The organism is Amycolatopsis sp. 3B14, from assembly GCF_050958625.1.
In the GTDB taxonomy this organism is placed as follows: domain Bacteria; phylum Actinomycetota; class Actinomycetes; order Mycobacteriales; family Pseudonocardiaceae; genus Amycolatopsis_E; species Amycolatopsis_E thermoflava.
The window spans coordinates 40384-66543 of the sequence record NZ_JBHZEN010000025.1 but is presented as its reverse complement, the minus strand read 5'-3'; the positions used below and the strand labels follow the sequence as shown (position 1 = coordinate 66543).

22 protein-coding genes and 1 tRNA gene are annotated in these 26160 nt (G+C 71.8%); 9 read left to right on the top strand and 14 right to left on the bottom strand.

Annotated features, from left to right (window positions below):
• Positions 1–334: 334 nt before the first annotated feature.
• The 5 genes from ACCP09_RS15940 to ACCP09_RS15920 form a co-directional block, all read right to left on the bottom strand.
• Positions 335–408, bottom strand: a tRNA-Arg gene (locus ACCP09_RS15940).
• Positions 409–490: 82 nt separating this feature from the next.
• Positions 491–1228: an SDR family oxidoreductase gene (locus ACCP09_RS15935; RefSeq protein WP_378362829.1), complete on the bottom strand. Its 738-nt coding sequence runs from the start codon at positions 1226–1228 to the stop codon at positions 491–493.
• Positions 1229–1267: 39 nt separating this feature from the next.
• Entirely contained in the window at positions 1268–2176 is a 909-nt protein-coding gene (locus ACCP09_RS15930; RefSeq protein ID WP_123685205.1) for an NADP-dependent oxidoreductase, read from the bottom strand.
• 66 nt (positions 2177–2242) lie between these two features.
• Positions 2243–3640: a dihydrolipoyl dehydrogenase gene (gene lpdA, locus ACCP09_RS15925; protein ID WP_017984268.1), complete on the bottom strand. Its 1398-nt coding sequence runs from the start codon at positions 3638–3640 to the stop codon at positions 2243–2245.
• A 66-nt stretch (positions 3641–3706) separates the two neighbouring features.
• Complete coding sequence (locus ACCP09_RS15920; protein ID WP_027934541.1) at positions 3707–4111, bottom strand: nitroreductase family deazaflavin-dependent oxidoreductase; 405 nt, start codon at positions 4109–4111, stop codon at positions 3707–3709.
• A 168-nt stretch (positions 4112–4279) separates the two neighbouring features.
• Between ACCP09_RS15920 and ACCP09_RS15915 the strand changes: the two genes are divergently transcribed.
• Entirely contained in the window at positions 4280–5332 is a 1053-nt protein-coding gene (locus ACCP09_RS15915) for a LacI family DNA-binding transcriptional regulator (protein ID WP_433747390.1), read from the top strand.
• 922 nt (positions 5333–6254) lie between these two features.
• Here ACCP09_RS15915 and ACCP09_RS15910 read toward each other — a convergent pair.
• Entirely contained in the window at positions 6255–7193 is a 939-nt protein-coding gene (locus ACCP09_RS15910) for an MCE family protein (protein ID WP_433747387.1), read from the bottom strand.
• A 116-nt stretch (positions 7194–7309) separates the two neighbouring features.
• Between ACCP09_RS15910 and ACCP09_RS15905 the strand changes: the two genes are divergently transcribed.
• On the top strand, positions 7310–7927 hold the full coding sequence (locus tag ACCP09_RS15905) for a TetR/AcrR family transcriptional regulator (RefSeq protein ID WP_123687230.1): 618 nt from the start codon (positions 7310–7312) through the stop codon (positions 7925–7927).
• On the opposite strand, the gene ACCP09_RS15900 is transcribed toward ACCP09_RS15905, so the two are convergent.
• Both ACCP09_RS15900 and ACCP09_RS15895 read right to left on the bottom strand, forming a co-directional pair.
• Complete coding sequence (locus tag ACCP09_RS15900) at positions 7914–8576, bottom strand: histidine phosphatase family protein (protein ID WP_433747383.1); 663 nt, start codon at positions 8574–8576, stop codon at positions 7914–7916. The genes ACCP09_RS15905 and ACCP09_RS15900 overlap by 14 nt on opposite strands.
• 36 nt (positions 8577–8612) lie before the next feature.
• Complete coding sequence (locus ACCP09_RS15895) at positions 8613–9776, bottom strand: S8 family peptidase (protein ID WP_433747380.1); 1164 nt, start codon at positions 9774–9776, stop codon at positions 8613–8615.
• A gap of 214 nt (positions 9777–9990) precedes the next feature.
• Between ACCP09_RS15895 and ACCP09_RS15890 the strand changes: the two genes are divergently transcribed.
• The 3 genes from ACCP09_RS15890 to ACCP09_RS15880 all read left to right on the top strand — a co-directional run bounded on the left by ACCP09_RS15890 (position 9991) and on the right by ACCP09_RS15880 (position 11738).
• Entirely contained in the window at positions 9991–10896 is a 906-nt protein-coding gene (locus ACCP09_RS15890) for a hypothetical protein (RefSeq protein ID WP_378362824.1), read from the top strand.
• 95 nt (positions 10897–10991) lie between these two features.
• Entirely contained in the window at positions 10992–11453 is a 462-nt protein-coding gene (locus ACCP09_RS15885) for a DUF6325 family protein (protein ID WP_208722402.1), read from the top strand.
• 30 nt (positions 11454–11483) lie between these two features.
• A complete protein-coding gene (locus tag ACCP09_RS15880; RefSeq protein WP_027934533.1) occupies positions 11484–11738 on the top strand; it encodes an SHOCT domain-containing protein in 255 nt (84 codons plus the stop codon).
• Here the strand turns inward: ACCP09_RS15880 and ACCP09_RS15875 are convergent, their stop codons facing one another.
• The 3 genes from ACCP09_RS15875 to ACCP09_RS15865 all read right to left on the bottom strand — a co-directional run bounded on the left by ACCP09_RS15875 (position 11739) and on the right by ACCP09_RS15865 (position 15069).
• Entirely contained in the window at positions 11739–12110 is a 372-nt protein-coding gene (locus ACCP09_RS15875) for a hypothetical protein (RefSeq protein ID WP_231960755.1), read from the bottom strand.
• 169 nt (positions 12111–12279) lie between these two features.
• Positions 12280–13434: an MFS transporter gene (locus ACCP09_RS15870; RefSeq protein ID WP_027934531.1), complete on the bottom strand. Its 1155-nt coding sequence runs from the start codon at positions 13432–13434 to the stop codon at positions 12280–12282.
• A 6-nt stretch (positions 13435–13440) separates the two neighbouring features.
• Entirely contained in the window at positions 13441–15069 is a 1629-nt protein-coding gene (locus tag ACCP09_RS15865) for an acyl-CoA synthetase (RefSeq protein ID WP_027934530.1), read from the bottom strand.
• Positions 15070–15725: 656 nt separating this feature from the next.
• Here ACCP09_RS15865 and ACCP09_RS15860 point away from each other — a divergent pair.
• Positions 15726–17384 (top strand): bifunctional 3'-5' exonuclease/DNA polymerase, encoded by a 1659-nt coding sequence (locus tag ACCP09_RS15860; RefSeq protein WP_433747373.1) that lies wholly within the window; start codon positions 15726–15728, stop codon positions 17382–17384.
• Here ACCP09_RS15860 and hrpA read toward each other — a convergent pair whose 3' ends face one another.
• Entirely contained in the window at positions 17385–21257 is a 3873-nt protein-coding gene (gene hrpA, locus ACCP09_RS15855; RefSeq protein ID WP_378336979.1) for an ATP-dependent RNA helicase HrpA, read from the bottom strand.
• A 44-nt stretch (positions 21258–21301) separates the two neighbouring features.
• Between hrpA and ACCP09_RS15850 the strand changes: the two genes are divergently transcribed.
• Positions 21302–22177, top strand: coding sequence for a phosphotransferase family protein (locus tag ACCP09_RS15850; protein WP_433747370.1), 876 nt, complete (start codon positions 21302–21304; stop codon positions 22175–22177).
• Here the strand turns inward: ACCP09_RS15850 and ACCP09_RS15845 are convergent.
• Positions 22110–23273, bottom strand: a complete 1164-nt coding sequence (locus ACCP09_RS15845; RefSeq protein WP_123685197.1) for a lactate 2-monooxygenase — start codon at positions 23271–23273, stop codon at positions 22110–22112. The genes ACCP09_RS15850 and ACCP09_RS15845 overlap by 68 nt on opposite strands.
• A 70-nt stretch (positions 23274–23343) precedes the next feature.
• On the opposite strand from ACCP09_RS15845, the gene ACCP09_RS15840 reads away from it, so the two are divergent.
• Positions 23344–23982 carry an HNH endonuclease family protein gene (locus tag ACCP09_RS15840; RefSeq protein ID WP_123685196.1) on the top strand — a complete coding sequence of 213 codons (639 nt, stop codon included), beginning with the start codon at positions 23344–23346 and terminating at the stop codon, positions 23980–23982.
• A gap of 34 nt (positions 23983–24016) precedes the next feature.
• The gene (locus ACCP09_RS15835) at positions 24017–24991 is read left to right on the top strand and encodes a MerR family transcriptional regulator (protein ID WP_027934524.1); all 975 of its coding nucleotides are present in this window, start codon (positions 24017–24019) and stop codon (positions 24989–24991) included.
• On the opposite strand, the gene ACCP09_RS15830 is transcribed toward ACCP09_RS15835, so the two are convergent.
• On the bottom strand, positions 24912–26093 hold the full coding sequence (locus ACCP09_RS15830) for a cation:proton antiporter (protein WP_027934523.1): 1182 nt from the start codon (positions 26091–26093) through the stop codon (positions 24912–24914). The two genes, ACCP09_RS15835 and ACCP09_RS15830, sit on opposite strands and share 80 nt — an antisense overlap.
• Between the last annotated feature and the right edge of the window lie 67 nt (positions 26094–26160).

Here is a 26160-nt window from a genome sequence, read left to right as displayed (position 1 = left end):
GTTCTCCTCGACGCGGCGGGCACTGCGACCGACGGGACGCACGCCATGAGTGAGCCCGGACCCGGGTGGCGGCCGCTGAGAAAGCGCTCCGACGGTCACCTCGACCGAGCCTGGCCGGGCACCGGTCGTGGCACCAGTCAATAAGAAGCGACCGAGTGAGTGCTGAAATCCAACGCGTGGGCAGAAGCTCAAGCGAAGTCGCACGAACGTCCAGCACAGGTCGTACCCCGTAGGAGACCAACGGGAACAGTGCTGACCTGGGCTTATGTGCTTTTACTCCGCGCTGAGCCCGCGCGGGAACGGCGCTGACCAGCGAAAACCTTGATCATGTGCGTGCCCCCGGCAGGACTCGAACCTGCGACCTAGAGATTAGAAGGCTCTTGCTCTATCCGGCTGAGCTACGAGGGCCTGGCGCCGACGACCACAGGCCGTCCTGACCTGCAGTTTAGTCACCGTCACTTCCCCTATCGCCGGACGGCGGGGGAACGTTTCAGCCTCTGCCGATGAACGGCATCTTCGTCGCTGTGACGGTCATGAACTGCACGTTCGCGGTGAGCGGGAGCCCTGCCATGTACCGCACGGCTTCCGCGACGTGTCTCACGTCGAAGGTGGGTTCGGGCAGCTCACGGCCGTCCGCCTGGCGTGCGCCCCTGGCGATTCCCGCCGTCATCTCCGTCGCCGCGTTGCCGATGTCGATTTGGCCACACGCGATGTCGTACGGACGGCCGTCCAGCGACAGCGACTTCGTCAGCCCGGTGATGGCGTGCTTCGTCGCGGTGTAGGCGGCGCTGCCGGGGCGCGGGGCGTGCGCCGAGATGGAGCCGTTGTTGATGATGCGGCCACCGCGCGGGTCCTGGCGCTTCATGATCCGGAACGCCTCCCGCGCGCACAGGAACGCGCCGGTCAGGTTCACCGCCACCGTCTGCTGCCACGCCTCGACCGGGATCTCGTCCGGGTCACCCGCGGGGCCGAAGGTGCCCGCGTTGTTGAACAACACGTCCACCCGGCCCCAGCGGTCCGCGACCGCCTCGAACAGGGCGCTGACCTGGGCGGGGTCGGCGACGTCGGCCGGGTGCACGAGGGCGTCCGGCGCACCCGCGGCCGTCTCCGAGAGCGCGTCGGCTCTGCGGCCGGCCAGCGCGACGCGGTAGCCGGCCCCCAGCAGCGCCTGCGCCACATGCCGTCCGATGCCCGAACCGGCGCCCGTCACGACGGCGACCCCACCCATGCGCACCTCCCGCTCGACCCCGGCCCCGCAACCGGCCCGCTAGACAGTCAACACGACCTTGCCACGTCCGTGCCCGGTCTCGATCTCCCGGTGCGCGTCGGCCGCCTCGTCCAGGCGGTACGTCCGCCGCACCAGGAAGCTCAGCTCGCCCCGGTCGTACAGGCGGGCGAGCTCGGCCAGCCGGTCCGCCGACCGCTGCCCGCGCACCAGCTGCACCCCGAGCGACTCCGCCCGATCGTGGTCCACCAAGGTCACCACGCGACGCCGCTCCTTCACCAGAGCGAGTGAAAGATCAAGCGCGGCACCACCCGCGCCGTCCAGGACCGCGTGCACCCCGCCGGGTGAAAGCGCTCGCAACCGGTCCTCCAGGCCGTCGCCGTAGACGACCGGCGTCGCGCCGAGCGAGCGCACGTAGTCCTGGTTCGCCTCGCTCGCGGTGCCGATCACGGACGCACCCCACAGCCGCGCGAGCTGGACCGCCGCCGTGCCGACCGAGCCCGCCGCGGCGTGCACCAGGACCGTGTCCCCCGGCCCGACGCCGAGCTGCCGCAACGCCAGGTACGCCGTCTGCGTCCCGGCGGTGAACCCGCCCGCGACGGTCCACGGCATGCCCGCCGGCTTGGCGGTGACCTGGTCCTGCCCCACCACCACGTACTCGGCGTAGCAGCCCAGCACGTTGAAGCCGAGCACCTCGTCGCCGACCGACCACGCGGCCCCGTCCCCGGCCTGGTCCACCACGCCGGCGAACTCGTTGCCGGGTATCCGCGGCCACGTCAGCCCCGTCGCGTACGGCGGCTCCCAGCCGGCCCGGACCGCCGCGTCGAACGGCTGCACACCCGCCGCCCGCACGCGGACCCGGACCTGTCCCGGACCCGCCTGCGGGTCCGGGACGTCCATGGCGCGCAGAACCTCCGGGCCACCTGGCTCGGTGAACGCCGCTGCCTTCATGAGGTGCCTCCTCGATCTCGACCTGCGAGATCAACGGTGACACCTCCAGTTAACTGGAGGTCAACCTCAGAAGTTGATCATGTGACCGGCGAGACCGTGGATGGCCTCCTTGACCGCCTCGCCGAGGGTCGGGTGCGCGTGCACGTTGCGGGCCACCTCGTGCACCGTCAGGTCCCACTGCTGCGCCAGCGTCAGCTCGGGCAGCAGCTCGGTGACGTCCGGGCCGATCAGGTGCGCGCCGAGCAGCTCGCCGTACTTGGCGTCGGACAGGATCTTCACGAAGCCGCCCGCGTCGGCGAGGCCGTGGGCCTTGCCGTTGGCGGTGAACGGGAACTTGGCGACCTGCACGTCGTAGCCCTGCTCGCGCGCCTGCGCCTCGGTCAGGCCGAAGCTCGCGACCTGCGGCTGGCAGTACGTCGCGCGCGGGATCATCGTGTAGTCGAGCTCCATGGTCTCCGCGCCGCCGATCGTCTCAGCCGCCACGATGCCCATCGACTCGGCCGCGTGGGCCAGCATCAGCTTGGCGGTGACGTCGCCGATCGCGAAGATGTGCGGCACGTTCGTGCGGCAGCGGCCGTCGACGGCGATGGCGCCGCGCTCGGTCAGCTCGACGCCGGTGTTCTCCAGCCCGTAGCCCTCGACGCGCGGCTGGAAGCCGATCGCCTGCAGGACCTTGTCGGCCTCCAGGGTCTGCTGGTTGCCGCCGCTGGACACGGTGACCTTGACCTTGGCGCCGCTGTCGTCGATGCTCTCGACCTTCGTGCCGGTCAGGACCTTGATGCCGAGCTTCTTGTAGCGCTTGGCCAGCTCCTTGGACACGTCGGCGTCCTCGAGCGGCACCATGCGGTCCAGGAACTCGACGATCGTCACGTCGACGCCGTAGTTGTGCATGACGTAGGCGAACTCGACGCCGATCGCGCCCGCGCCGGCGATGATGATGCTGCCCGGGAGGTCGCGGGAGAGGATCTGCTCCTCGTAGGTCACCACGCGCTCGGACAGCTGGGTGCCCGGCAGCAGCTTGGTGGTGGCGCCGGCGGCGATGATGCAGTGGTCGAAGGTGACGGTCTCGACGCCGTTCTCGCCGGTGACCTCGATGGTGTGCGCGTCGGTGAACTTGCCGCGGCCGGTGAACTCCTGGATGTTGTTCTTCTTCATCAGGAAGTGCACGCCCTTGACGCGGCCGTCGGCGACCGAGCGGCTGCGGTCGAACGCGGCGCCGTAGTCGAAGGTGATCGGCCCGTCCGAGCTGATCCCGAAGGTCTTGGCCTCCTTGGTGACCAGGTGGGCGAGCTCCGCGTTGCGCAGCAGCGCCTTCGACGGGATACACCCGACGTTCAGGCACACGCCGCCCCAGTACTTCTCCTCGACGATCGCCGTCTTCAGGCCGAGCTGCGAAGCCCGGATCGCCGCGACATACCCGCCGGGCCCGGCACCCAGCACCACAACGTCGAAATGCGCACTCATACCCGCCACCCTATGCCCTCGCGGGCGAGCCGGTCGTGGGTGCTCGGACCCACGACCGGCCCCTGATCAGGCGCGCTCGAGGACCACGACGGGGATCTCGCGGTCCGTCTTCTTCTGGTACTCGTCGTAGTCCGGCCACACCTTCGCCATCTTCGCCCAGAGCGTCTCGCGCTCCGCGCCGGTGGCTGTGCGGGCCTTCGCGGTGAACTTGTCGGCCTTGACCTGCACCTTGACCTCGGGGTTGGCCTGCAGGTTGAGGTACCAGCCGGGGTGCTGGGGAGCGCCGCCCTTGGAGGCGACGATCACGTAGGCGCCCTCGTGCTCCTGGTAGATCAGGGCGAACTTGCGCTCCTGGCCGGACTTGCGGCCGGTGGTCGTCAGGATCAGGATCGGGGCGCCTTTCTCCCAGTCGTGACCGACTTCACCATTGGTCTCCTCGTACCGGCGGACGTGTTCGTCACCGAAGAGCATGCGGGGTCCTTTCGTCGTGCAGATGTGTCTCGGCAACCGCAACGCGGCGGGGCGCGCACGTATTTCCGCGATCACCCTCGGTCATCCCCACTCGCTCGGGTGGTCCTGACCAGGCAAAAGCCGGAAACCGACCTAGAATTCGGCCCAACGCCGACCGCGGGAGGAACGATGAGCGACCGGCCGCACGTGACGCTCGAGGACGTGGCGAGGACCGCCGAGGTCTCGCTCGCGACAGCGTCCCGTGCGCTCAACGGCACGACCAGAGTGCGCGACGACCTGCGGGAGCGGGTGCTGTCAGCCGCCGCGGAGCTGGCGTACACGCCGAACGCGCACGCGCAGGCCCTCGCCGGCGGGTCGCGCCGCACGGTGGGGGTGATCTGCCACGACATCAGCGACCCGTACTTCGCGGCGATCACCCGTGGGGTGATGCGGGTGGCCGACAGCCACGGGCTGCTCGTGATGCTCGCCGGCACGTTCGCCGACCCGGACCGGGAGCTGGCGTGCGTGTCGACGCTGCGGGCGCAGCGGGCGTCGGCGATCCTGCTGACCGGTTCGGCGTTCGAGGACCGGGCGTGGGAGCGGCGGATGGCGGCCGAGCTGGAGCCGTACCGGCGCGGCGGCGGGCGGGTGGCCGTCGTGACGCGGCACCGGTCGCTCAAGGCGGACACCATCGCACCCGACAACCGGGGCGGCGCGCGGGCCCTGGTGGAGGCGATGCACCGGCTGGGCCACCGGCGGTTCGCGGTGGTGACCGGGCCGACGCGCCTGACCACAGTGGCCGATCGGGTGGCCGGGTTCCGGGAGGGGCTGGCCGGGCTGGGGATCGAACTGTCCGAACGGGACGTGTTCGCCGGTTCGTTCGACCGGGACGGCGGTTACGAGGCGACGGAGGCCCTGCTGGCGGCCAAGCACAAGGCGACGTGCGTGCTGACGGCGTCGGACGTGATGGCCGTGGGGGCGGTGAGCGCGCTGCGCGCCGCGGGGCTGTCGGTGCCGGAGGACGTGTCGGTCACGGGGTTCGACGACGTGCCGCTGGTGCGGGATTTCGGGCTGACCACGGTGGGGTTGCCGCTGGAGCGCATCGGGGCGGAGGCGCTGGAGCTGGCCCTCGACGACGGTGGTGGTGGCGGTGGCGGGGCGCGGGGGCGCGTTCGGCGGGTTTCGGGTGAGGTGCTGCTGCGCGGGAGCACGGCGAAGCCCCGCCGCCGGCGACGGGGTTGACCTCTGCATGGCTCGGGTCTCCTAACTGGGTTGGCCACTGCACGGCTCGGCCCTGCTGGTGGGATTGACCACTGCATGGCTCAGCCCTTCGGGTGGTCACAGTGGGCGGCGAGGGAGCAGGTGGTGGCCGCGCGAGGGTGGCAGATGGTGACGGCACGAAAGAACCGGTGGTAGCCGCACGAGAGGGACGGTCGCGAAGGCACGAGGGGACCAACCACTCACCGTCCCGCGAGGGGACCAACCGCGGCCACTCGGCAGGACCACTCGCAGCGCCTCGAAGTGACCACTCACCGCAGCTCGGGCTGGTCAGCCAGCACCGCGGGACAGGCCAGCAGCCGCCGCACGACAGGGCCAGTCGACGCCGCACGACAGGGCCAGCAGCCGCCGCACGACACGCCCAGGCACCACTCGCTCGGCAGGGCCAACCGTCGCCGCACAACAAGGCCCGTCGACCCCGCACAACAGGCGGCCAGTCGACGCCACACGACACGCCCAGGCACCACCCGCTCGGCAGGGCCAACCGTCGCCGCCCAACAACGCCGGTCGACGCCGCACGACCGGGCCAGTCGACGCCGCAGGAACGGGCTCGCCAGCGCTGCCTGACTGGGCCGGTCGTCACCGCACGACAAGGCCAGTGGCGATCGTGCGAAGGGACCAACCACGGTCCGACCAGGGCCCGATCGCAGCGTCCAACCGAGACACCCAGCATCCACCCGAGTCGAGCAACCGCATCCACCCGCGACGCCCAACCGCATTCCCCACGACGCCCACCCGCATCCAGCCGAGTCGCCGAACCCCGCCGCCGGCGACGGGGGTGACCTCCGCATGGCTCGGGTCTCCGGGTGGTCACGGTGGCGGCAAGAGCCGGCGGCAACCCGCGAAGGCTCCGCCGACGTCCAACCCGGACAGCCGACCGAGCCCCTCAATAGCAGCTCGACACCACCGGCAGGCACACGTACGTGTCACCCCAGTGCCCCTGCCCCGTGATGTTCGTGGCGTAGCGGACCAGCGGCGCGAGCCGGGCGACGCCCGCTGCCAGTGCCTCCTGGTTCCGCTGCAGCATCCAGGTCAGCTGGTCGAGCGAGGCCAGCACCGGGCGCAGCGCGGCATCGTTGTCCGCCACCAGGCCCTGCACCTGCCGGGACAACGACCGCGCCCCCGTCAGCAGCGCCGAGATGGCCGACGCCCTGGCCGCCACTTCGGCCAGCACCAGGTTCCCGTCCGCCATCAACCGCACCACCTGGGCGTCGCGGTCGGCCAAGGTTCGCGACAGCGCCGCCGTGTTCCCCAGCAGCCGCGACAACTCCGCATCCCGCGAAGCGATCGTGGTTGACAGCTGGGACAGGCCGTCCAGTGCGCCGCGCACGGAGGAGCCGCCTGGCAGCGCCGCCGACAGCGCGTCGAACGACCGGGCCAGCCGGTCCGTGTCCAGCCCGCCGACGGTCTTCGACAGGTCCCGGAACGCGTCCAGCACGTCGTACGGCGCGATCGTCCGCGAGCGCGGGATCACCTCGTCGAGTGGTTGCGAACCCTGTGGATCCAGCGCGAGGTACTTCTGCCCCAGCAAAGTCTTGATCTTGATCGCCGCCGTCGTGCGGTCGCCCAGCCAGGTGTCCGACACCCTGAACCGGACCCGCACCGACGCACCGTCCAGGCCGACGTCCACCACCTTGCCGACCTTCACGCCGGCCACCCGCACCTCGTCGTCCACGGCGAGGCCGCCCGCTTCGCTGAACTCCGCCTCGTACGACACGCCCGCGCCGATCAGCGGCAACGAATCCGCGTGCACCGCCGCGACGAACGCCAACGCCAGCACCACGAGACCGGCAATTCCGATACCGGCAGGATCCCGATCACGCATTTCCGGCCCCTTCCGCCGGGTTACGCTCTTAACACGTGCCTCCGATCGAATGACGTATTCGCCGACATGTCGGAAAAGAACAACTCCCCTGGGTGACCCGTGCCAGCATGTCGCCCATGACGGACTCCCAGCCCCGGTGGCGGAGACTCGAACCGGACGCGCGCAGGGAGCAGATCTTCACCTGCGCCGCCCGGCTGTTCGGCGAGCGCCCGTACGCCGAGGTGTCCACATCGGACATCGCAGCGGCAGCGGGCGTCGCCCGCGGGCTGATCAACCACTACTTCGGCACCAAGCGTGAGCTCTACCTGGCGGTGCTGCGCCGCGCGGTGACGATCCCGACCACGGCGATGGACATCGTCACCGACGGGCCGATCGAAGAAAAAGCACGCGTCGCGGTCGACTGGTTCCTCACCCTCGTCACCAAGCAGGGCAAGACCTGGCTCGTCGCCACCGCACCCGAGGGCCTCGGCAGCGATCCTGAGGTCGAGGCGATCCTCGTCGAGGCCGAACGCCGCTCGGCCGCGCGCGTGCTGGACGCGCTGGGCGTGAAGGTCGACGCCGCGAACGCCGAGGTCTGCAACGCGCTCGTCCGCGCCTACGGCGGCATGGTCAAGGCCGCCGGCCGCGAGTGGCTGCTGCGCGGCGAACTCGACCGCGACCAGGTCCACACGCTGCTGTCCCGCTCGCTGGTGACGCTGATCGAGGACGTGTTCCCCGCCGTCACCGATAGGTGAGCAGGCGGGCGGCCCGGCCCTCGAAGTGCGCGTGCTCGTTGAACGACACGAGCGTGACCCCGCCGCGCCCGGTCACCAGCTTCGTGATCCCGCAGTTCACGGTGACCCGGTTGAGCTGCAGCAACCCCATCGCGGGGTCGCCGAGCAGGTGCCCGGCGAGCGTGCCGATCACCCCGCCGCTGGTGAAGACCACCGCGCTCTCGCCCTTGCGCAGCACCGCGACCAGGTCGGCCAGCGCGTCGCGCACCCGCTCGGCGAACTGCGGCCAGGTCTCCGCGCACGGCCCGTCGTCACCGGCCCACACCCACGCGGCCAGCGAGGCGTCCAGCACTTCCTGGTACCCGCGCGGGTCGTTCGCGTCCTGCAGTGCGCCGCCGCCGTGCCGGGCGACGATGTCCACATGGTCGTACTCGTTCCAGCGCGGATCCTCCTTGGCCGTGGCGCCCGCCCCCAGCCAGTCCAGGACGATCTCCGCGGTGGCGCGCTGGCGGGCCATCGACCCGGTCCGGCCCTCGGTGAAGCGGATCTTGCGCCGCAGCAGCTCGGCGCCGACCACCGCGCCCTGCTCGATCCCGGTGCTGGACAGCTGGTCGTAGTCGGCCGCGCCGAAGGAGGCCTGACCGTGCCGGATCAGGTGGATGGCGCCCATCGGCCGTCCTTTCGCTCGCCGTCCCCCGCCCGCAGCCTAGCCAGCGGTGTTCAGGAGACGGTTGGGCGTGCCCGAGGTTGCACCGCTGATCTTGCCCGGGGTGGCTGAGGCGATCAGGGCGTCGGCGACCTGCGCGGGTGTGGCGTCCGGGTGTCCGGCCAGGTAGAGGGCGGCGGCGCCGGCCACGTGCGGGGTGGCCATCGAGGTGCCGCTGATCGTGTTGGTGGCGGTGTCGCCGGTGCCCCACGACGACGTGATGCTCACGCCCGGCGCGTAGAGGTCGACGACGCTGCCGTAGTTGGAGAAGCTCGCCTGCCGGTCGGTCCGGTCGCTGGCCGCGACGGTGATCGCCTCGGTGACGCGTGCCGGGGAGTCGTTGCCGGCGTCGGCGCCCTCGTTGCCCGCGGCGATCGCGAAGGTGACGCCCTTGGCGATCGCGCCGCGGACGGCGTCGTCGAGGACGGTGTCGGCGCTGCCGCCCAGGCTCATGTTGGCCACGGACGGGCCGCTCGCGTTCTGCGCCACCCAGTCGATCCCGGCGACGACCTGGTCGGTGGTGCCGCTGCCTTGCGCGTCGAGCACGCGCACCGGGACGATCCGCACGCCCTTGGCGACGCCGTACTCGGCGCCGCCGATGGTGCCCGCGACGTGGGTGCCGTGGCCGTGCTCGTCGGTGGCGTCGTCGTCGTTGTCGATGAAGTCCTTGCCGCCGGTGACGCGGCCGCCGAAGGTCTCGTGACTCGCCCGCACGCCGGTGTCGATCACGTAGGCGGTGACGTTGTCCGCCGCGGTGTCGTAGCGGTAGGACGAGTCGAGCGGGAGGTTCGCCTGGTCGATGCGGTCCAGGCCCCAGGACGGCGGGTTCTGCTGCACGTCGGCGATGCGCAGGACGTGGTTCTGCACGACGTAGGCGACGTCGGGGTTGGCGGCGAGGCGCTTGGCCTCGGTTTCGCCTGCGCTGACGGTGAAGCCCTTCAGCGCGGCGCTGAAGGTCCGGGTGGCCGAGCCGCCGTAGCGGCTGGTCAGGTCGTCGGCCCGGGAGGTGGCGCCCGGTTTGAGGACCACCAGGTAGCTGTCCGCGACCGAGCCGGGGGTGCCCGCTTCGAGGATCCGCCCTTCCCTGGCTTGGGCGGGCCCGGCCCAGACCGTCGTGGCGACGACCGCCGCCGCGAGTACGGACCACATCGCGCGCTTCCGCATGAGCCGCCGTCTCCTCTCCCCGACCGGGTGGTGCGATCTCATGCAATCCCGGGGGCCAGAGCGGGGGCAATGATTCACAGTTACCAGTACTCACCCGATAGGGTCATTCGTTAACCACCCAATGGGATGACGCCCTGATCATCATTCTCGGACGAGTAGAGGTCACACGCTGCTACCATCAGCGGTGGCGAAGTCGATTTCCAGGTGGTAGCAGGTGTCCACGTCCGAGCGCGCGGTGCCGAGCCCGTTCGCCAGCAGACTCCGGTCCGCGATCGCCCGCAGTGGGCTGAGTCTCGATCGCATCCAGGCCCGCTTGCAGGCCAGCGGCGTGCCGATCAGCGTCACGGCCCTGAGCTACTGGCAGTCCGGCAAGCGGCAGCCCGAGCGGCAGAGCTCGATCTCGGCGGTGCGGGTGCTCGAGGACGTCCTCGGCCTGCAGCGCGGCGAGCTGCTGTCCCTGCTCCCGCCGCCGCGCCCGCGCGGGCTGCCGTCCCGCAGGCAGGCGGACGGTGTCGTGAAGTTCCCGATGGAGGCGCTGCGGATCCTGCTGGAGCGGGTCGGCGCGCCGCACGCGCTGGAGCAGCAGCATCGGCTGAACCTGGTCAACCTGCACGACCGGTGCGAGATCGCGGCCGGGGGCCGCCAGCGGTCGCTGACCACGCGCTCGGTGTTCCAGGCCACCGCCGACCGGCAGGACCGCTGGATCCTGGTGTACGACCACGGCGGCGCGCCCGCGCCGACGCTGCACCAGCTGCGCAACTGCCGCAGCGGACGGGTCGAGATCGACCCGGAGCACGGCCTGACCGTCGCGGAACTGCTGTTCGACCGCCCGATCCACCGGGGCGAGACCTGCCTGATCGAGTACACGCTCACCAACAGCGGGCCGCCGTACCCGGACTGCGAGAACACCTACTACCGCGAGTTCCGCCGCCCCATCCGCGAGTACCTCCTGGAGATCCGCTTCGACGAGGCCGAGGCGCTGCGCAAGTGCTGGCAGTACGCGCGCCGGGGCTCGGCGGAGACCGAGGAGCGGCGGGAGCTGCACCTGGACACGGCCGGCGGGGTGCACGCCGTGGCGCTCGACTACGGGCCAGGGGTGTTCGGCATCTCCTGGGAGTGACCGGGCCGGCCCCGCCTGGATCTCACCCGCCACGGACGAAGAGCCGCACGGGGTGGACGCGCGACGGTGGGACCCCACGAGCCGGGAGGTCTGCCATGAGCGCGCCGGAAGCCACCACCACCGCGACCGGACTCGACGAGATGGGTCCCGTCGACTACCTGGTGATCGAGATGCCCGCGGACCGGATGACCGGGCGCGGACTCGACCTGCTCCTCGACCTGGTCGACCGCGGGATCATCCGCGTGATCGACCTGGAGATCGTCAGCACGGGGCCGGACGGGAGCATCGCCCGGCTCGCGCTCGACGACCTCGACGGCGAGCCGTCCGTGGAGCTGTCGGTGTTCGCCGGCGCGCGGTCCGGCCTGCTGGACGACGAGGACGTCGAGGCCGCAGGCGGGGTCCTCGAACCGGGCACGGTGGGGGTGGTCCTGCTGTACGAAAACCTGTGGGCCGCGCCGCTCGCACGGGAGCTGCGGCGCAACGGCGCGCAGCTGGTCGCAGGCGGGCGCGTTCCGGTGCAGGCGCTACTCGCCGCCCTCGACGCCGCCGAAGCCTGATCCACCACCGAGGACTACAGGAGGTTCACCATGCCCGGTCTGCTGCGGGGGATCGCCCGCACCGCCATCGTCGCCGGCACTGCCAAGGGTGTCGCGAACCGCGTCACGCGCAGGCAGGAAGGCCGGTGGGCTCGGCAGGACGCGGAGCGCGCCGCGGAGACCGCACCACCCGCGCCCAGCCAAACCGACGTGCTGTCCCAGCTGCGTGAGCTGGGACAGCTGCGTGACCAGGGGGTGCTCACCGAGGCGGAGTTCCAGTCGCAGAAGGCTCGCCTGCTCGGCTGATCAGACGCTGCCGAGGCGCCTGCTGTGCCAGTGGTCGGCGATCTTGACCACGACCAGCGCCAGCATCGACAGCACCGTCAGCGGGATCGCCTTCAGCAACGCGAACACGATCATCGCCAGCGACGACGCCGCGGTGAGGCCGACCAGCGCGACCCGCCACACGCGCGCCCCGCCCCGCGCGGTCCGGCGGAGGAACCGCCTGCCCCCGGGGCGGGCGGGTGGCGGGCGGTCCTGGGGTTCGACCGCGGCCAGGAACGACCCGTCGAGCACGACCTTCCGCCGTTCCGGCGACGGCACCTGCCGCGGATCTTCGCGGCGCGGTTGTACGGTGGGCACGTTGATGCCTTCCTCTCCGGGAGGGACGGTCGACACCGCGCGGCTCCCTGTGGCAGCAGGGGGCCGCGCTCCATGTCGCGGCAGGGCGCGACCTCACTCATCGTGCAGAAACGAGTCGCCACCGTCACGAGATCGTCGGGTTTGAGCGCCCACCGGCCGGTCAGCGTCGCCGAACGGCCCGTCTCGGTAGCCCGACGGCACTCGTTCAGGTGAAGGCCGCGAGGACAGCGGCGCCCGCCGCGAGCACGGCGAGCAGGATCAGGGCCGTGCTGTACCCGCCGACCCGCTCGGCGAGCACGATCGCCCCGCCCGGCGCGATGGCCGTCGCCGCGGTGATCGGGGCGGTGAACATCCCGTTGAGCGCCCCGAAGCGGGCCGTCGTCCACCGGTCGGCGACGGCCGTGGCCTGCACGAGCGTGTAGGCGCCGCGGGCCATCCCGAGCACCACCGCGACCGCCAGCAACGCGCCCGCGGGCCCGGGCAGCAGAGCCAGCAGGACCAGCGCGGCGCAGCTCGCGGCGAGGACGCCGACCGTGCGGGACGCGGGCGCGCTGGTGCGCGGCACGGCGGCGAAGACGAGCCGCCCGAGGACCTGCCCGGCGCCGACGAGCCCCAGCGCGACCGACGCGACCGCGTGGCTCAGACCACGCTCGACGAACAGCGGCACGACCACGATGGCGGAGGCGTACAACCCGAGAGCGGCCAGGGTCATCGCGGTCTGCAGCAACCGGAACCGGGCGGAGCGGGTCACCTGCCGCACCGGGGTGGCGGCCGGTCGCGTGCGGTGGTCCGGCCAGGCCGGCGTGAGCAGCAGCCAGTGCACGGGCAGGTTGACGAGCAGGAAGACCGCGGCGTAGACGAGGTAGCTCGCGCGCCAGCCGACCTGGTCGACCAGCAGCGCGGTGAGCGGCGCGAACACGGTGCTCGCCAGGCCGCCGACGAGCGTCACGACGGTCAGCGGACGCGCGCGGCGCTCGCCGTACCAGCAGGTGATCGCCGCGAACACCGGCGGGTACAGCTGCATCGCCTGTGCGACGCCGACGACCACCCAGGCGAGGAAGAACAGCGGCCTGCTCGGTGCCGTGGCGACCAGCACGAGCGCCACCGCCGCGAGCGCCGACCCCGCGGTCATCACCGGCCGCGGGCCGTACCGGTCGAGCAGGCGGCCGACCGGGATACCCGCGACCGCCGCGACCAGCAGGCCGGCCGAGAAGGCGAGCGTGATCGTGCCCGGTGTCCACCCGGTGGTGCCCGCGATCTGCGCGGTGGCCACCGGGAGCGCGTAGTACAGCGCGCCCCAGCTGACCACCTGGGTCCCGCACATCCCGATCAGGGCGCGGCGGAGGCGGATCTCCTCCACGGCGCGTCAGCTCAGTTTGTTGCGGAGGACCTTCCCGGTGGCGTTGCGTGGCAGCTCCGGCACGAACTCGACGTCGCGCGGCACCTTGTAGCGGGCGAGGTTGCCCTTGACGTAGTCGCGGACGGCGTCGGCGTCGAGCTTGGAGTCCTTCTTCGTCACCACGATCGCCTTGAGGCGCTGGCCGAAGTCGGCGTCCGGCACGCCGATCACAGCGGCTTCGAGCACGTCCGGGTGCTCGACGAGCAGGTTCTCCACCTCGACCGGGAACACGTTCTCGCCGCCGGAGACGATCATCTCGTCGTCGCGGCCGTCGATGAACAGCAGGCCGTCCTCGTCGAAGTGGCCGACGTCGCCGGTGGAGAGCAGGCCGTCGATGATCTCCTTGTGGCGGCCGTCGGTGTAGCCCTCGAAGGACAGGCCGCTGCCGACGAAGACACGCCCGGTTACGTGCGGCTCGGTGATGCGGTTGCCCTGCTCGTCGTACAGCTGGACCTTGCAGGTCACCGGCGGGCGGCCGACGGTGCCGGGGGCCTTGCGCCAGTCCTCGGGGGTGGCGACGGTGGCGACCGCGACCTCGGTGGACCCGTACAGGTTGTAGATCACGTCGCCGAACGCCTCGGTGGCGCGGTTGCCGAGGTCGGGGGACAACGCGGAGCCCGCGACGAAGATGATCCGCAGCGACGACGTGTCGTACTTGCCGAGGACGTCCGGCCCGAGGTCGACGATGCGCTGCAGCATGGTCGGGACGAGGACCAGCGCGGTGCACCCGTGGTCGGCGACGCCCTTCAGGGTGGCTTCGGGGTCGAACCGGCGGCGCAGCACGACCTTGCAGCCGAGCGCGAACGACAGGATGAACTGCGAGATGCCGGTGCCGTGGAAGATGGGCGCACCGAGGAACGTGGCCTCGCCGGCGCGCAGCGGGATGCGGTCGAGGAACTGGACGGTGGCCAGCACGGAGGTCCGTTCGCGCGGCGCGCCCTTCGGGGTGCCGGTGGTGCCGCTGGTGAGCAGCACGAACCCGCCACGCTGGGGCGGCGCAGGCAGGGGGCGGTCGTCGGTGCTGGCGATCAGCTCGTCGAGGACGGGGATGCGGTCCGCCGGGTCGGGTTCGTCCACCCAGGCCAGGTAGCGGTCGACGGTGTCCGGGATGCCGGACAGGAGGTCGGTGAACTCCTGGTCGTAGACGAGCACCTGCACCTTCTCCCGCGCCGCGACGTCGGTGAGCTGCGGTTTCGCGAAGCCGGTGTTCATCAACAGCAGGCGCGCGCCGACCTTGCCCGCCGCGATCATGACCGTGACCAGGCCGCGGTGGTCCCGGCACAGCGCCGCGATGACGGTGCCCGGGCGGACGCCACGTTCTTCCCAGGCGCGGGCCAGCGCGTTGGAGCGCAGGTCGAGCTCGCGGAAGGTGAGCGGCCCCAGCTCGTCGACCAGCCCGATGGCGTTCGGATCGCGCCGGGCGGACGTCTGCGCCGCGGCGGCGAACGGACCCACCTTGCGGGTCGCGATCACGCTGCGCAGGCCCTCGTCCAGCCGGGGAAACGGGACGAGCCCGGCGCGCCACATGACCTCCAGGCCGCGGGCGGTCTCCGCCACCTTGCCGGGGAGCACGGACAAGCGGGGCGGAATACGCATGGACAGCACCTCCATTGGGCCGACCGTACTGGGAGTATGTGTGGTTACTGGACAGTAGCCGAAAGGCGAGGGGGCGCGCCAGCGGTTGGGGTGAGTGGGGTGAAGGGGACAAATCGGGCGAGGGTGGGGTGGGGGTGGTGGAGCGGCGCGCGGAGCTGAGCGGAGCGGGCGCGGCAGCGCGGGTGCCGCGGAGCTCGGTAGCGCGGAGCGAGTGAGCGCGGGGAGCGGCGCGAGTGAGCGCGGCGCGCGGGGCGGAGCGCGGGCGGCGACGCGCGGGCAGCGCGCGAGAGCACAGCGGGCGCGCTGGCGCGGGCGTCGGGCACGGGTAGCGGGCAGCGCGTAGAAGCCACCGAAAGGTGCGGCAACGCGAGGGTGCGGCAGGGCGAGGGTGCCGCAGCGCGCGGTAAACGTACGGGGTGCATCAGCGCCGGGCGGCGCGGCAGCCGAAGCGCGGGCTCCGGCGAGCGCGCGCGGCGAGCGCGCGGAGCGCGCAGCGCATGCCCTGAACCCCAGCCACCCACCCAAAGCGAGACGACAACGATCCCCGTCATCCCGGAGCCTGCCCGTCCGGCGAGGACATCCCATGATCTCTGAACCGCCGCCCGGACACGGCGACGCGCGCCGAAACTGTCGTACCCCCAGCGCACAATGAACAGGTGCAGGTCATCGTCACGCGGGAGGAGGACGGCGGCTTCCTCGTATCCACCCCGCACCAGCAACAGCGCCTGCCCGGGCACCACCTGGCGGAACACCTCGAAACACTGGAGCGCACCGAAGCCCCGCGCTGGGTCTTCCCCTCGGTCCCGCAGCTCTACCCCCTCCTGCTGCGCTCGAACCTCCGCCTGCGGCGCTGCCACGACCTCGCCCTCACCGAAGGTCTCCTGCTCGCGGCAGAAGGCAAAGCCGGCCAACCCAAGGCGCTGCCGGCCGCGTGGGCCCGGCTCCACGGTCAGGAACCACCAGCGGACGCGCCCAGCCACGCCGACTCCCAGCCCGCTCTCTTCGAGACCCGCGGCTCCGGCCTCCCGCCCGGAACCAGCGTCGCCGAGGCGGCTGCCGCCGTGCTCGAGAACCAGGAGCGCCGCATGAGGCACGTCGAGCACCCGGAGCGCTTCCGGTTGCTCGTCGCCGCCGAATCGGCCAGCGCGCTCGTCGCCGAAGAGATGCGAGCCGACGGGTTGCCGTGGCGCGCCGACGTGCACGACGCGCTCCTGACCGAGCTGCTCGGGCCCCGCGTGCCTGCCGGTCAGCGGCCCAAGAAACTGGTCGAGCTGGCGGCGCGCATCAGCGAAGCCTTCGGCGGCAAACCGGTGAACCCGGACAGCCCGCAGACCATCGTGCGCGCGTTCGGCCGCGAGGGCATCTCCATCCCGTCCGCCAGGGCGCACGTCCTGCGCGACGTCGACCACCCGGCCGTCCCCCTGCTCATCGAATACCGCGAACTCTCCCGCCTGCACTCCGCGAACGGCTGGGTGTGGCTGGACGAATGGGTCGCCGACGGGCGGTTCCGGCCCGAGTGGGTCGTCGGGGGCGTGGTGTCCGGCCGGTGGGCCAGCAGCGGCGGCGGCGCGCTCCAGATCCCCAAGACCCTGCGCGTGTGCGTGCAAGCCGACCCCGGGTGGAAACTCGTGGTGGCCGACGCCGCCCAGCTCGAACCGCGCGTGCTGGCCGCCCTGTCCGGCGACCGCCGCCTTGCCGAAGCCTCCGCCTCCACCGACCTGTATGCCCGCCTGTCCGAAGCGATGTTCGCCGGCACGATGACCCCCGAAGCTGGACGGCCCCGCGCGAAGATCGCCATGCTGTCCGCGATGTACGGCGGCACGGCCGGCGAAGCCGCGTCGCTGCTCGCCCTGCTGCGGCAACGCTTCCCGGACGCCGTGTCCTATGTGGAACGTGCCGCGCAGGCCGGGGAACGCGGTGAGCGCGTCCGCTCCCGGCTCGGGCGCGTCTCCCCCGCGCCGAGCGAAGCGTGGCGCGCCCTCACCGGCGGCGCGAACGAGGACGAGACCCGCGCCCGCCAGGCGGCCCGCAACTGGGGCCGCTTCACCCGCAACTTCGTCGTGCAGGCCAGCGCGGCCGACTTCACCGCGGTGCTGCTCGCCACCCTGCGCCGCAAGCTGCCCGAGCCCGCCCACCTGGTGTTCTTCCAGCACGACGAGGTCATCGTGCACGCGCCCGAGGAACTCGCACCCGCCGTCGAAGCCGCGATCGGCGAGTCCGTGCCCGAGGCCGCCGCGCTCACGTTCGGCGCCGCCTGCCCCGTGCACTTCCCCATGCAACCGGTCACCGTCGACACCTACGCCGACGCCAAATAGCTAAGCGGCGGCCTTGTCCAGCGCCCGGATCACCCGCTTCAACGACACCGGATGCGCCGTGCCGAGGGTCTGCGCGAAGAAACTCACCCGCAGCTCCTCGATCATCCACCGCACCTCGAGCAGCTCCGGCCCCGGCGACACACCCGGCGGGAGCGCGGCGACCGCCGCCTCGTACTCGCCCGTCACCCACTCGACGTCACGCAGCAGTTCGACGTCCTTCGCGCCAGTCGACGGCAGCTTCTCCACCCGCCGCCCGATCCCGCGCAGGTACCGGACCAGGTGCGGCAGCCGGTCGAACCCGGTCGCGGTGACAAACCCGGGGTACACCAGCCGCGACAGCTGCTGCCGCATGTCCGCCAGCGACTCCGCAGGCCCGCGCGCGCCCTCCAGGGCGACCTCGGCCTCGTTGGCGGCCTTCAGGATCTTCTCGACCTCGGTGAGCACGTCCAGCACCGTCGGATTCAGCGCACCGCGCACCTTCTCCAGCAGCACCGCGAACCCGGCCTCGTCCCACACCGGGCCGCCGTTGTCGGCCATCAGCTTGTCCACCGCGCAGTCGACGCAGTCCTCCAGCAGCGCCGCGACACTGCCGTGCGGGTTGCGGCTCAGCGTCAGCTTCGCCTGGTTGGTCAACGCCCTGTTGATGAACTTCATCGGCGAGGGCATGTTGAGCCGCAACAACTTCCGCGTGCCCTGCCACATCCGCTGCCGCTGCTGCACCGGCGTGTCCAGCATGCGCACGGCCACCGTGTCGCCCTCGTCGACCAGCGCCGGGTACGCCTTCACCTGGTGCCCGCGCCGCTTCCCGGCGAACACCCGCGGCAGCTCACCGAACGCGGGCGTGGTCAGGCCGGACCGCTCGATGCTGTCCGCCGCCGCCGAGATCGTCGCCCGCACCTCGCCGCTCAGCTCCTCCTTGAGGACGGCCAGGTCCTTGCCCTCGGCGAGCTTGCGGCGCTTGTCGTTGACCACCCGGAACGTCATCCGCAGGTGGTGCGGCACCGCGTCGAGCTGCCACGCGTCCGGCGGCACCGCGACCCCGCGCAGGGCCTCCAGTTCGCGGGCCAGCACGTCGAGCAGCGGGCCGTCCTCGGGACCGACCCGGGCGAGGACCGCGGCAGCGGTGTCCGGGGCGGGCACGAAGTTGCGCCGCAACTGCTTCGGCAGCGACTTGATCAGCGCCGTGACCAGCTCCTCGCGCAACCCGGGCACCTGCCAGTCGAACCCGTCGGGCGTGACCTGGTTGAGCACCGCGACCGGGATGTGCACGGTGACGCCGTCGGCGTCCGCGCCCGGCTCGAACTGGTAGGTCAGCGGGAACCGCAGCGAGCCCTGCGTCCAGGTGTCCGGGTAGTCCGATTCGGACACCTGCTGCGCGGCCTCGTTGAGCAGCATGGCCTTTTCGAAGTTCAGCAGGTCCGGCTGGGCGCCGCGGACCTTCTTCCACCAGCTGTCGAAGTGCCGCGCGGACACGACCTCCGCGGGGACCCGCCGGTCGTAGAACTCGAACAGGGTTTCGTCGTCCACCAGCAGGTCGCGGCGCCGGGCCCGGTTCTCCAGGTCCTCGACCTCGTCAAGCAGCGCCCGGTTCTCCTTGAAGAACTTGTGGCCGGTGTCCCAGTCGCCCTCCACGAGCGCGTGGCGGATGAACAGCTCACGCGAGGTTTCCGGGTCGATGCGCCCGTAGTCCACCTTTCGGCCGACGACCAGCGGCACCCCGTACAGTGTCACCCGCTCCGATGCCACCACCGCGCCGCGCTTGCGTTCCCAGTGCGGCTCCGAGTAGGTGCGCTTGACGACGTGCTGCGCCAGCGGCTCGATCCACTCCGGCTCGATGCGCGCGTTGACCCGGCCCCACAGCTTCGACGTCTCGACCAGCTCCGCCGACATCACCCAGCGCGGCTGCTTCTTGAACAGCGCCGAGCCGGGGAAGATCGCGAACCGGGTGCCGCGCGCGCCGAGGTAGTCGCCCTTCTCCGGGTCCTTGAGGCCGATGTGCGACAGCAGCCCGGCGATCAGCGCGGTGTGCACGCGCTGCGCGTCCGCGGGCTCGGAGTTCAGCGTGACGCCCAGCGGCTTGGCGAGCTGCCGCAGCTGGCTGTAGATGTCCTGCCACTCCCGCACGCGCAGGTAGTTCAGGTATTCCGCCTTGCAGCGCTTGCGGAACTGGCTGTTGGACAGCGTCTTCTGCAGCTCCCGCAGGTACTCCCACAGGTTCAGGTAGGCCACGAAGTCCGAGGACTTGTCGGCGAACCGGGCGTGCTGCTGGGCCGCGGCCTCCTGCTTGTCCGCGGGCCGCTCGCGTGGGTCCTGGATGGACAGCGCGGCGGCGATGATCATGACCTCGCGGACGCAGCCGGTGCGCGCGCCCTCCAGCACCATCCGGCCCAGCCGCGGGTCGACGGGCAGCTGCGCGAGCTGACGGCCGATCTCGGTGAGCCGGCGCTCCTTCGTGGACTCCTCCAGCGCGCCGAGTTCCTGCAGCAGCTGGACACCGGCGGTGATCTGGCGGCGGTCCGGCGGGTCGACGAACGGGAACGCGGCCAGGTCGCCGAGGCCGAGCGAGGTCATCTGCAGGATGACCGACGCGAGGTTGGTGCGCAGGATCTCCGGGTCGGTGAACTCCGGCCGGGACAGGAAATCCTCTTCGCTGTAGAGCCGGATGCAGATACCGTCGGAGGTGCGGCCGCAGCGGCCCTTGCGCTGGTTGGCCGAGGCCTGCGAGACCGGCTCGATCGGCAGCCGCTGCACCTTGGTGCGGTGGCTGTAGCGGGAGATGCGCGCGGTGCCCGGGTCGATGACGTACTTGATGCCGGGCACGGTCAGCGACGTCTCGGCGACGTTGGTGGCGAGCACGATCCGGCGGCCGGTGTGGCGGCTGAACACGCGGTGCTGGTCCGCCGCGGACAGGCGCGCATACAGCGGCAGCACCTCGGTGTTGCGCAGGTCCATCTTGTTCAGCGCGTCGGCGGTGTCGCGGATCTCCCGCTCGCCGGAGAGGAACACGAGGATGTCGCCGGGGCCTTCGGCGCACAGCTCCTCGACCGCGTCGGCGATGGCGGTGACCTGGTCGCGGTCCTCGGACGCCGGGTCGTCCGGGTCGACGATCGGGCGGTAGCGGACCTCGACCGGGTAGGTGCGGCCGGAGACCTCCACGATCGGCGCGTCGCCGAAGTGCTTGGAGAACCGCTCCGGGTCGATGGTCGCCGAGGTGATGATCACCTTGAGGTCGGGGCGCTTCGGCAGGAGCTGCTTGAGGTAGCCGAGGATGAAGTCGATGTTGAGGCTGCGTTCGTGGGCCTCGTCGATGATGAGCGTGTCGTAGCGGCGCAGCATCCGGTCGCTCTGGATCTCGGCGAGCAGGATGCCGTCGGTCATCAGCTTGACCATGGTGTCGTCGCCGCTGGAGTCGGTGAAGCGCACCTTGTAGCCGACCGTGCTGCCCAGCTCGGTCTTCAGCTCCTCGGCGATGCGCTCGGCGACCGTGCGCGCGGCCAGGCGGCGGGGCTGGGTGTGCCCGATCTGGCCGCGCACGCCAAGGCCGAGTTCGAGGCAGATCTTCGGCAGCTGCGTGGTCTTGCCCGACCCGGTCTCGCCCGCGACGATCACCACCTGGTGGTCGCGGATCGCGGCGGCGATGTCGTCCTTGCGCTGGGAGACCGGCAGCTCGTCCGGGTAGCGGATCTCCGGCGCGCGGCGGCGCTGCACGCGGGCCTCGGCGGCGTCGATGTCGGCGGCGATCTCCCGCGCGACGCGGTCCTTGTCGCGTGCCCGGCGGGCGCCGTCGAGCCGGCGGCGCAACCGGTGCTCGTCGCGCAGCATCAAGCCGGGCAGCCGGGCCCGGAGGTCTTCGAGGGGGGATCGCGTAGACATACGGCTTCCAGGATAGCTCCGCGCGATCCGGCTAGCCTGCGAATATGTCCGCACCGCACGTGGAGTGGCTGGACGAGCTGGGCCTGGGCGGGTTGCCGCGGCGGCAGCTGTCCGGCGGGTACCGGGGAGCCGTGTGGTCGCTGGACGACCGGTACGTGCTCAAAGTGGGCGGACGGCCCGCGGTCGAGGCCGCGGTGGCCCGGCTGGTGCCCGGGATCGCGCCCGAGGTGATCGCCGTCACGGAGGACGCGTCGGTGAGCGCGTTCGTGCCGGGCACCGGCGTCGAGGTCCTGCTGGCGGAGCTTCCCGGCACCGAAGCCCGCGAGGTGGGGCTCGCGGCCGGGCGGGCCCTCGCCCGGATCGGCGAGGTGCGGTTGGTGCGGCCGGGCTGGTTCCTCGACGGCTCGTTGCGGCTGGGCGAGATGCCGGGAGACCTGGCCGGGTTCGTGACCGCCTGCCTGGCACGGCGGCACCCTGGCTGGCCGCTCACCGAGGCGGACCTGCGCGGGCTCCTGGCGCGGGCGCGGGAATGGGCACCGCTGGTGCCGCACGGCGAAGCGCGCCTGGTGCACTCCGACTTCAACCCGAAGAACCTGATCGCCGCCCGCGACGGCAACGGCTGGCGGGTGACCGTGCTGGACTGGGAGTTCGCGCACAGCGGCAGCCCGCTCACCGATCTGGGCAATGTCCTGCGCTTCGGCGACACCCCGTTCACGGACGGCGTTCTGGAGGGCTTCGGGCCGTGCCCCGCGGGCTGGCGGGAGGCCGCCCGAGCGCTGGACCTGTTCGCGCTCGCGGACTTCCTCACCCGCCCGCCCCGGGAACCGCTGGCGTCGCGGCTGCTCGGTGTGCTCAGGACCGCTGCAGCGACTCCGGGCCCAGCTCCCCGACCGAACGGTGCCCGGTCAGCCCCAGGGTGAGGTCGAGGTCCGCGAGCAGGCTGCGCAGCACGTGCCGCACGCCGTCCTCGCCCGCGTGGCCCAGCCCGTACACCCAGGGCCGCCCGACGAGAACCGCCTTCGCGCCCAGCGCCAGCGCCTTCAGGATGTCCGCGCCGGTCCGCACACCGGAGTCGAACAGCACCTCGATGCGGTCCCCGACGGCGCTCGCGATCGGCGGCAGCGCCTCCAGCGAGCCGATCGCGCCGTCGACCTGCCGTCCGCCGTGGTTGGACACCACGATGCCGTCCATCCCGGCGTCGACCGCGCGCCGCGCGTCGTCGGGGTGCTGGATGCCCTTGAGCACGATCGGGCCGTCCCAGTGCTCGCGCAGGAACGGCAGCTGGTTCCAGCTGTGGTCGGTGCCGGTGAACAGCGACACCCACCGCAGGATCGCCGACGGCATGTCGTCCTCCGGCGCCTTCTCCAGCAGCGCGCGGAAGGCCGGGTCGGACAGCGGCGTGGCCAGGCCCTCGCCCTTGAGGAAGGGCAGGTAGGCGGAGTCGAGGTCCCGCGGGCGCCAGGCCAGGGTCCAGGTGTCGAGCGTGACGACGAGCGTGGTGTAGCCGGCCTTCTTCGCGCGGGTCAGGATGCTCGCGGTGACATCCGAGTCGGACGGCCAGTACAGCTGGAACCAGCGCGGGCCGTCGCCGGAGGCTTCGGCGACCTCCTCGATCGTGTGCGACGCCGCGGTGGACAGGATCATCGGCAGGCCCAGCGCCGCCGCGGCCCGCGCCGTCGCCGGCTCGGCGTCCGGGTGCACGATCGACTGCACCCCGACCGGTGCGAGCAGCACCGGCGCCGGCAGCTCGGACCCGAGCACCGTGGCCGACGTGGTGCGCGCGGTGGCGTCGGTCAGCATGCGCGGCACCAGCTTCCAGCGGTCGAACGCCGCGCGGTTGGCGTCCATCGTCGCGCCCGAGCCCGCGCCGCCCGCCACGTAGCCGTAGGCCTCCGGGGTCATCACCTCGCGGGCCGACTCGGCCAGCCGCACCGGATCCGTGGTGAACGGCGGCTTCGTCCCGCCGAGTCCGTGCAGGTAGATCTCGTTCTGGTAGCCACCGAACCGCTCGGCCACGCGAACCTCCTCGTCGACACGCCGGAGACCGCAGCGTACCGCCGGTACTTGATCACTTAACCTCACCGACGTGAAGGCGCGGGTGTGGGTGCCGCTGGTGGTGGCGGTCGTGGTGGCGGTTCTGGTGGTGGTGTGGCGGCCGGGTCCGGTGCCGCCGTCGAAGGCGAATCCGGCGACGGATCCAGGCGTGGCGCGGCAGCAGCTCGCCGAGCTGCAGGTCAAGCCGCGGGGCACGCTGAACGGCTATTCGCGGGAGAAGTACCCGCACTGGGACACCGTCGAGGGCGCCTGCAACACCCGCGAGGAGGTGCTCAAGCGCTCGGGCACGAACGTCGTCGTCGGCAAGGACTGCTCGCCCACCTCGGGCACCTGGGTCAGCCCCTACGACGGCGCGACCTGGACCAAGGCGTCCGATGTGGACATCGATCACATGGTGCCGCTCGCGCAGAGCTGGGTCAGCGGCGCGTCGGCGTGGACGCAGGACCGGCGCGAGGCCTTCGCGAACGACCTGGTGCGCCCGCAGTTGTGGGCGGTCACCGACAACGTCAACCAGTCGAAGAGCGACAAGGCGCCGGACGAGTGGCGGCCGCCGCTGGAGTCGTTCTGGTGCACCTACGCCACCGACTGGATCGAGGTCAAGCACTACTACCAGCTAAGCGTCACCACCGCGGAGCAGGCGGCGCTGACCGACATGCTGAACCGCTGTTGACCTTCGAGCCACTGGAAGCCACAGAATCGACGGCATGCTGACCATCAGCGCCTTCGCGCGGCTGGCCGGGCTCACCCCGAGCGCGTTGCGCTTCTACGACGACTGCGGCGTGCTCACGCCCGCGCGCGTGGACGAGGCCACCGGCTACCGCTACTACCGCGAGGACCAGGTCGAGCGGGCCGTGCGGCTGCGTGAACTGCGGGCGGCGGGCCTGCCGCTGGCGCAGGTCACGACCGTGCTCGACGGACCGTCGACCGAGGCGCGGGCGGTGCTGGAGGCGCACCGGCGGCGGCTGCGGGAGGACTTCCGGGCCGCGTCGGCGGCGGTCGGGCGTCTGCTGCCGGGCCCGGTACGGGTCGCCGGTCTGGACCTGGCGAGCGCGATCCGGCAGGTCGCCCCCGCCGCGGGCGCGCCGCTGGACTTCGTGCTGATCGAGGCCGACGGCGACGAGGTCCGCGTCGTCGCCACCGACCGCTACCGGCTCGCGCTGCGCGTACTGCAGCCCGTGCACGGCGGCACCGGCCGGTTCGTCGTGTCCGCCGGCGAGCTGGCCGCGCTCGGCCCGCGGCTGGCACGGCAGGACGAGGTCACCCTCGACGGCACGACGCTGCCGCTGCTGGACCAGGACTTCCCGGACTACCGCGCGGTGCTCGACGCGCTGCCCGTGCCGGCGCAGCGGGTCGTCGTGGACCGCGTCGCGCTCCGGGACGCGCTGCCCGCCGACGGCCCGGCCGAGCTGGTGCTCGGACCGGACCGGCTGGCCGTCGGCGGCACGGTGCTGCCCGCCGTCTGCGGTGACGAGCTGCGCATCGGCTTCGACCCCGCCGTGCTGGGCGCGGCGCTGGAGTCGGGCGTCGGGCCCGACGTGCTGCTGGAGTTCGCCGGGCCACTGCAGGTCGCCCGCGTCCGCTCGGCCGACCAGGGCTCGTTCACGACACTGGTGATGCCCGTCGCGCTCCGAACAGCCGCGCCAGGTTCGCCGACCGCAGCACCGCCAGCGGGCCGATGATCGCGAGCAGCAGCACGTAACCCGCCACGAACGGCGCGACGCGGGAGTCCAGCCCGGCCGCCGCCGCGAGCGTGGCCAGCACCAGCGAGAACTCGCCGCGGGTGAGCACGGTGAGCCCGATGTTCAGCCCGGCCTGGCCGTCGAACGAGTGCAGCTTCGCCGCGATCGCGCCCGCCGCGAGGTTCAACGCGAGCGTCAGCGCCACGGCGATCAGCACCGGCACCACGACCGTGCCGACCGCGCCCGGGTCGATGCTGAGCCCGAAGATGAAGAAGAACAACGCGCCGAACGCGTCCCGCAGCGGCAGGACCAGCTTGTGGATGCGGGGCGCGACCTTCGAGCCGCCGAGCATCATGCCGACCATGAACGCGCCGATCGCGTCGGAGACGCCCAGCTCCTCGGCGACCGCGGCGCCCAGCACGGCGACACCGACGAAGCACACGGTCAGCAGTTCGTCGTCGGCCGAGCCGAACAGCTTCGACACCAGCCGCCCGCCCCAGCGGGCCAGCGCGGCGAGCGCCAGCAGGAAGCCGAGCGCCTTGCCGAAGTCGGCGAGCGCGGGCCAGAACGAGTCGGCGCCGGAGAGCACCGGCTGCAGCAGCGCCAGGTACAGCGCGAGGAACAGGTCCTCGATCACGATGATGCCCATGATCAGGCGCGATTCCGGGTGCCGCGTGCGGCCGGTCTCGACGAGCAGTTTGGTCACGATCGCCGAGGACGAGATCCCGATCGCGCCCGCGATCACCAGCGCCTCGCTGGAGCCCCAGCCGAGCAGGAACCCGAACGCGAGCCCGCCGCCGATGTTGAGCGCGAGGTAGACCAGACCGGACACGGCCAGCTTGCGGCCGCCCTTGGCGAGGTCGTCGAGGGAGAACTCCAGGCCGAGGTAGAAGAGCAGGAACACCAGGCCGAGCCCGGCGAGCACGCTCAGCTCGCCCGGATCGTGCACCAGCGACAGTCCGGGGGTGTTGGGGCCGAAGATGAACCCGGCCAGCATGAACAGGGGGATCGTGGGCAGCCCGATGCGGGCGCCGGCTCTGGCCAGCACGCCTGCGGCGAGGAAGGCGCCGCCGACGGCGAGCAGGGCGTGTCCGGTTTGCATGTGGTGAAGTCCCTCCAGGGCATGGCGAAGCGCACCGCGGGTCGGCGCGGTGTGCGGATGGGGTCCG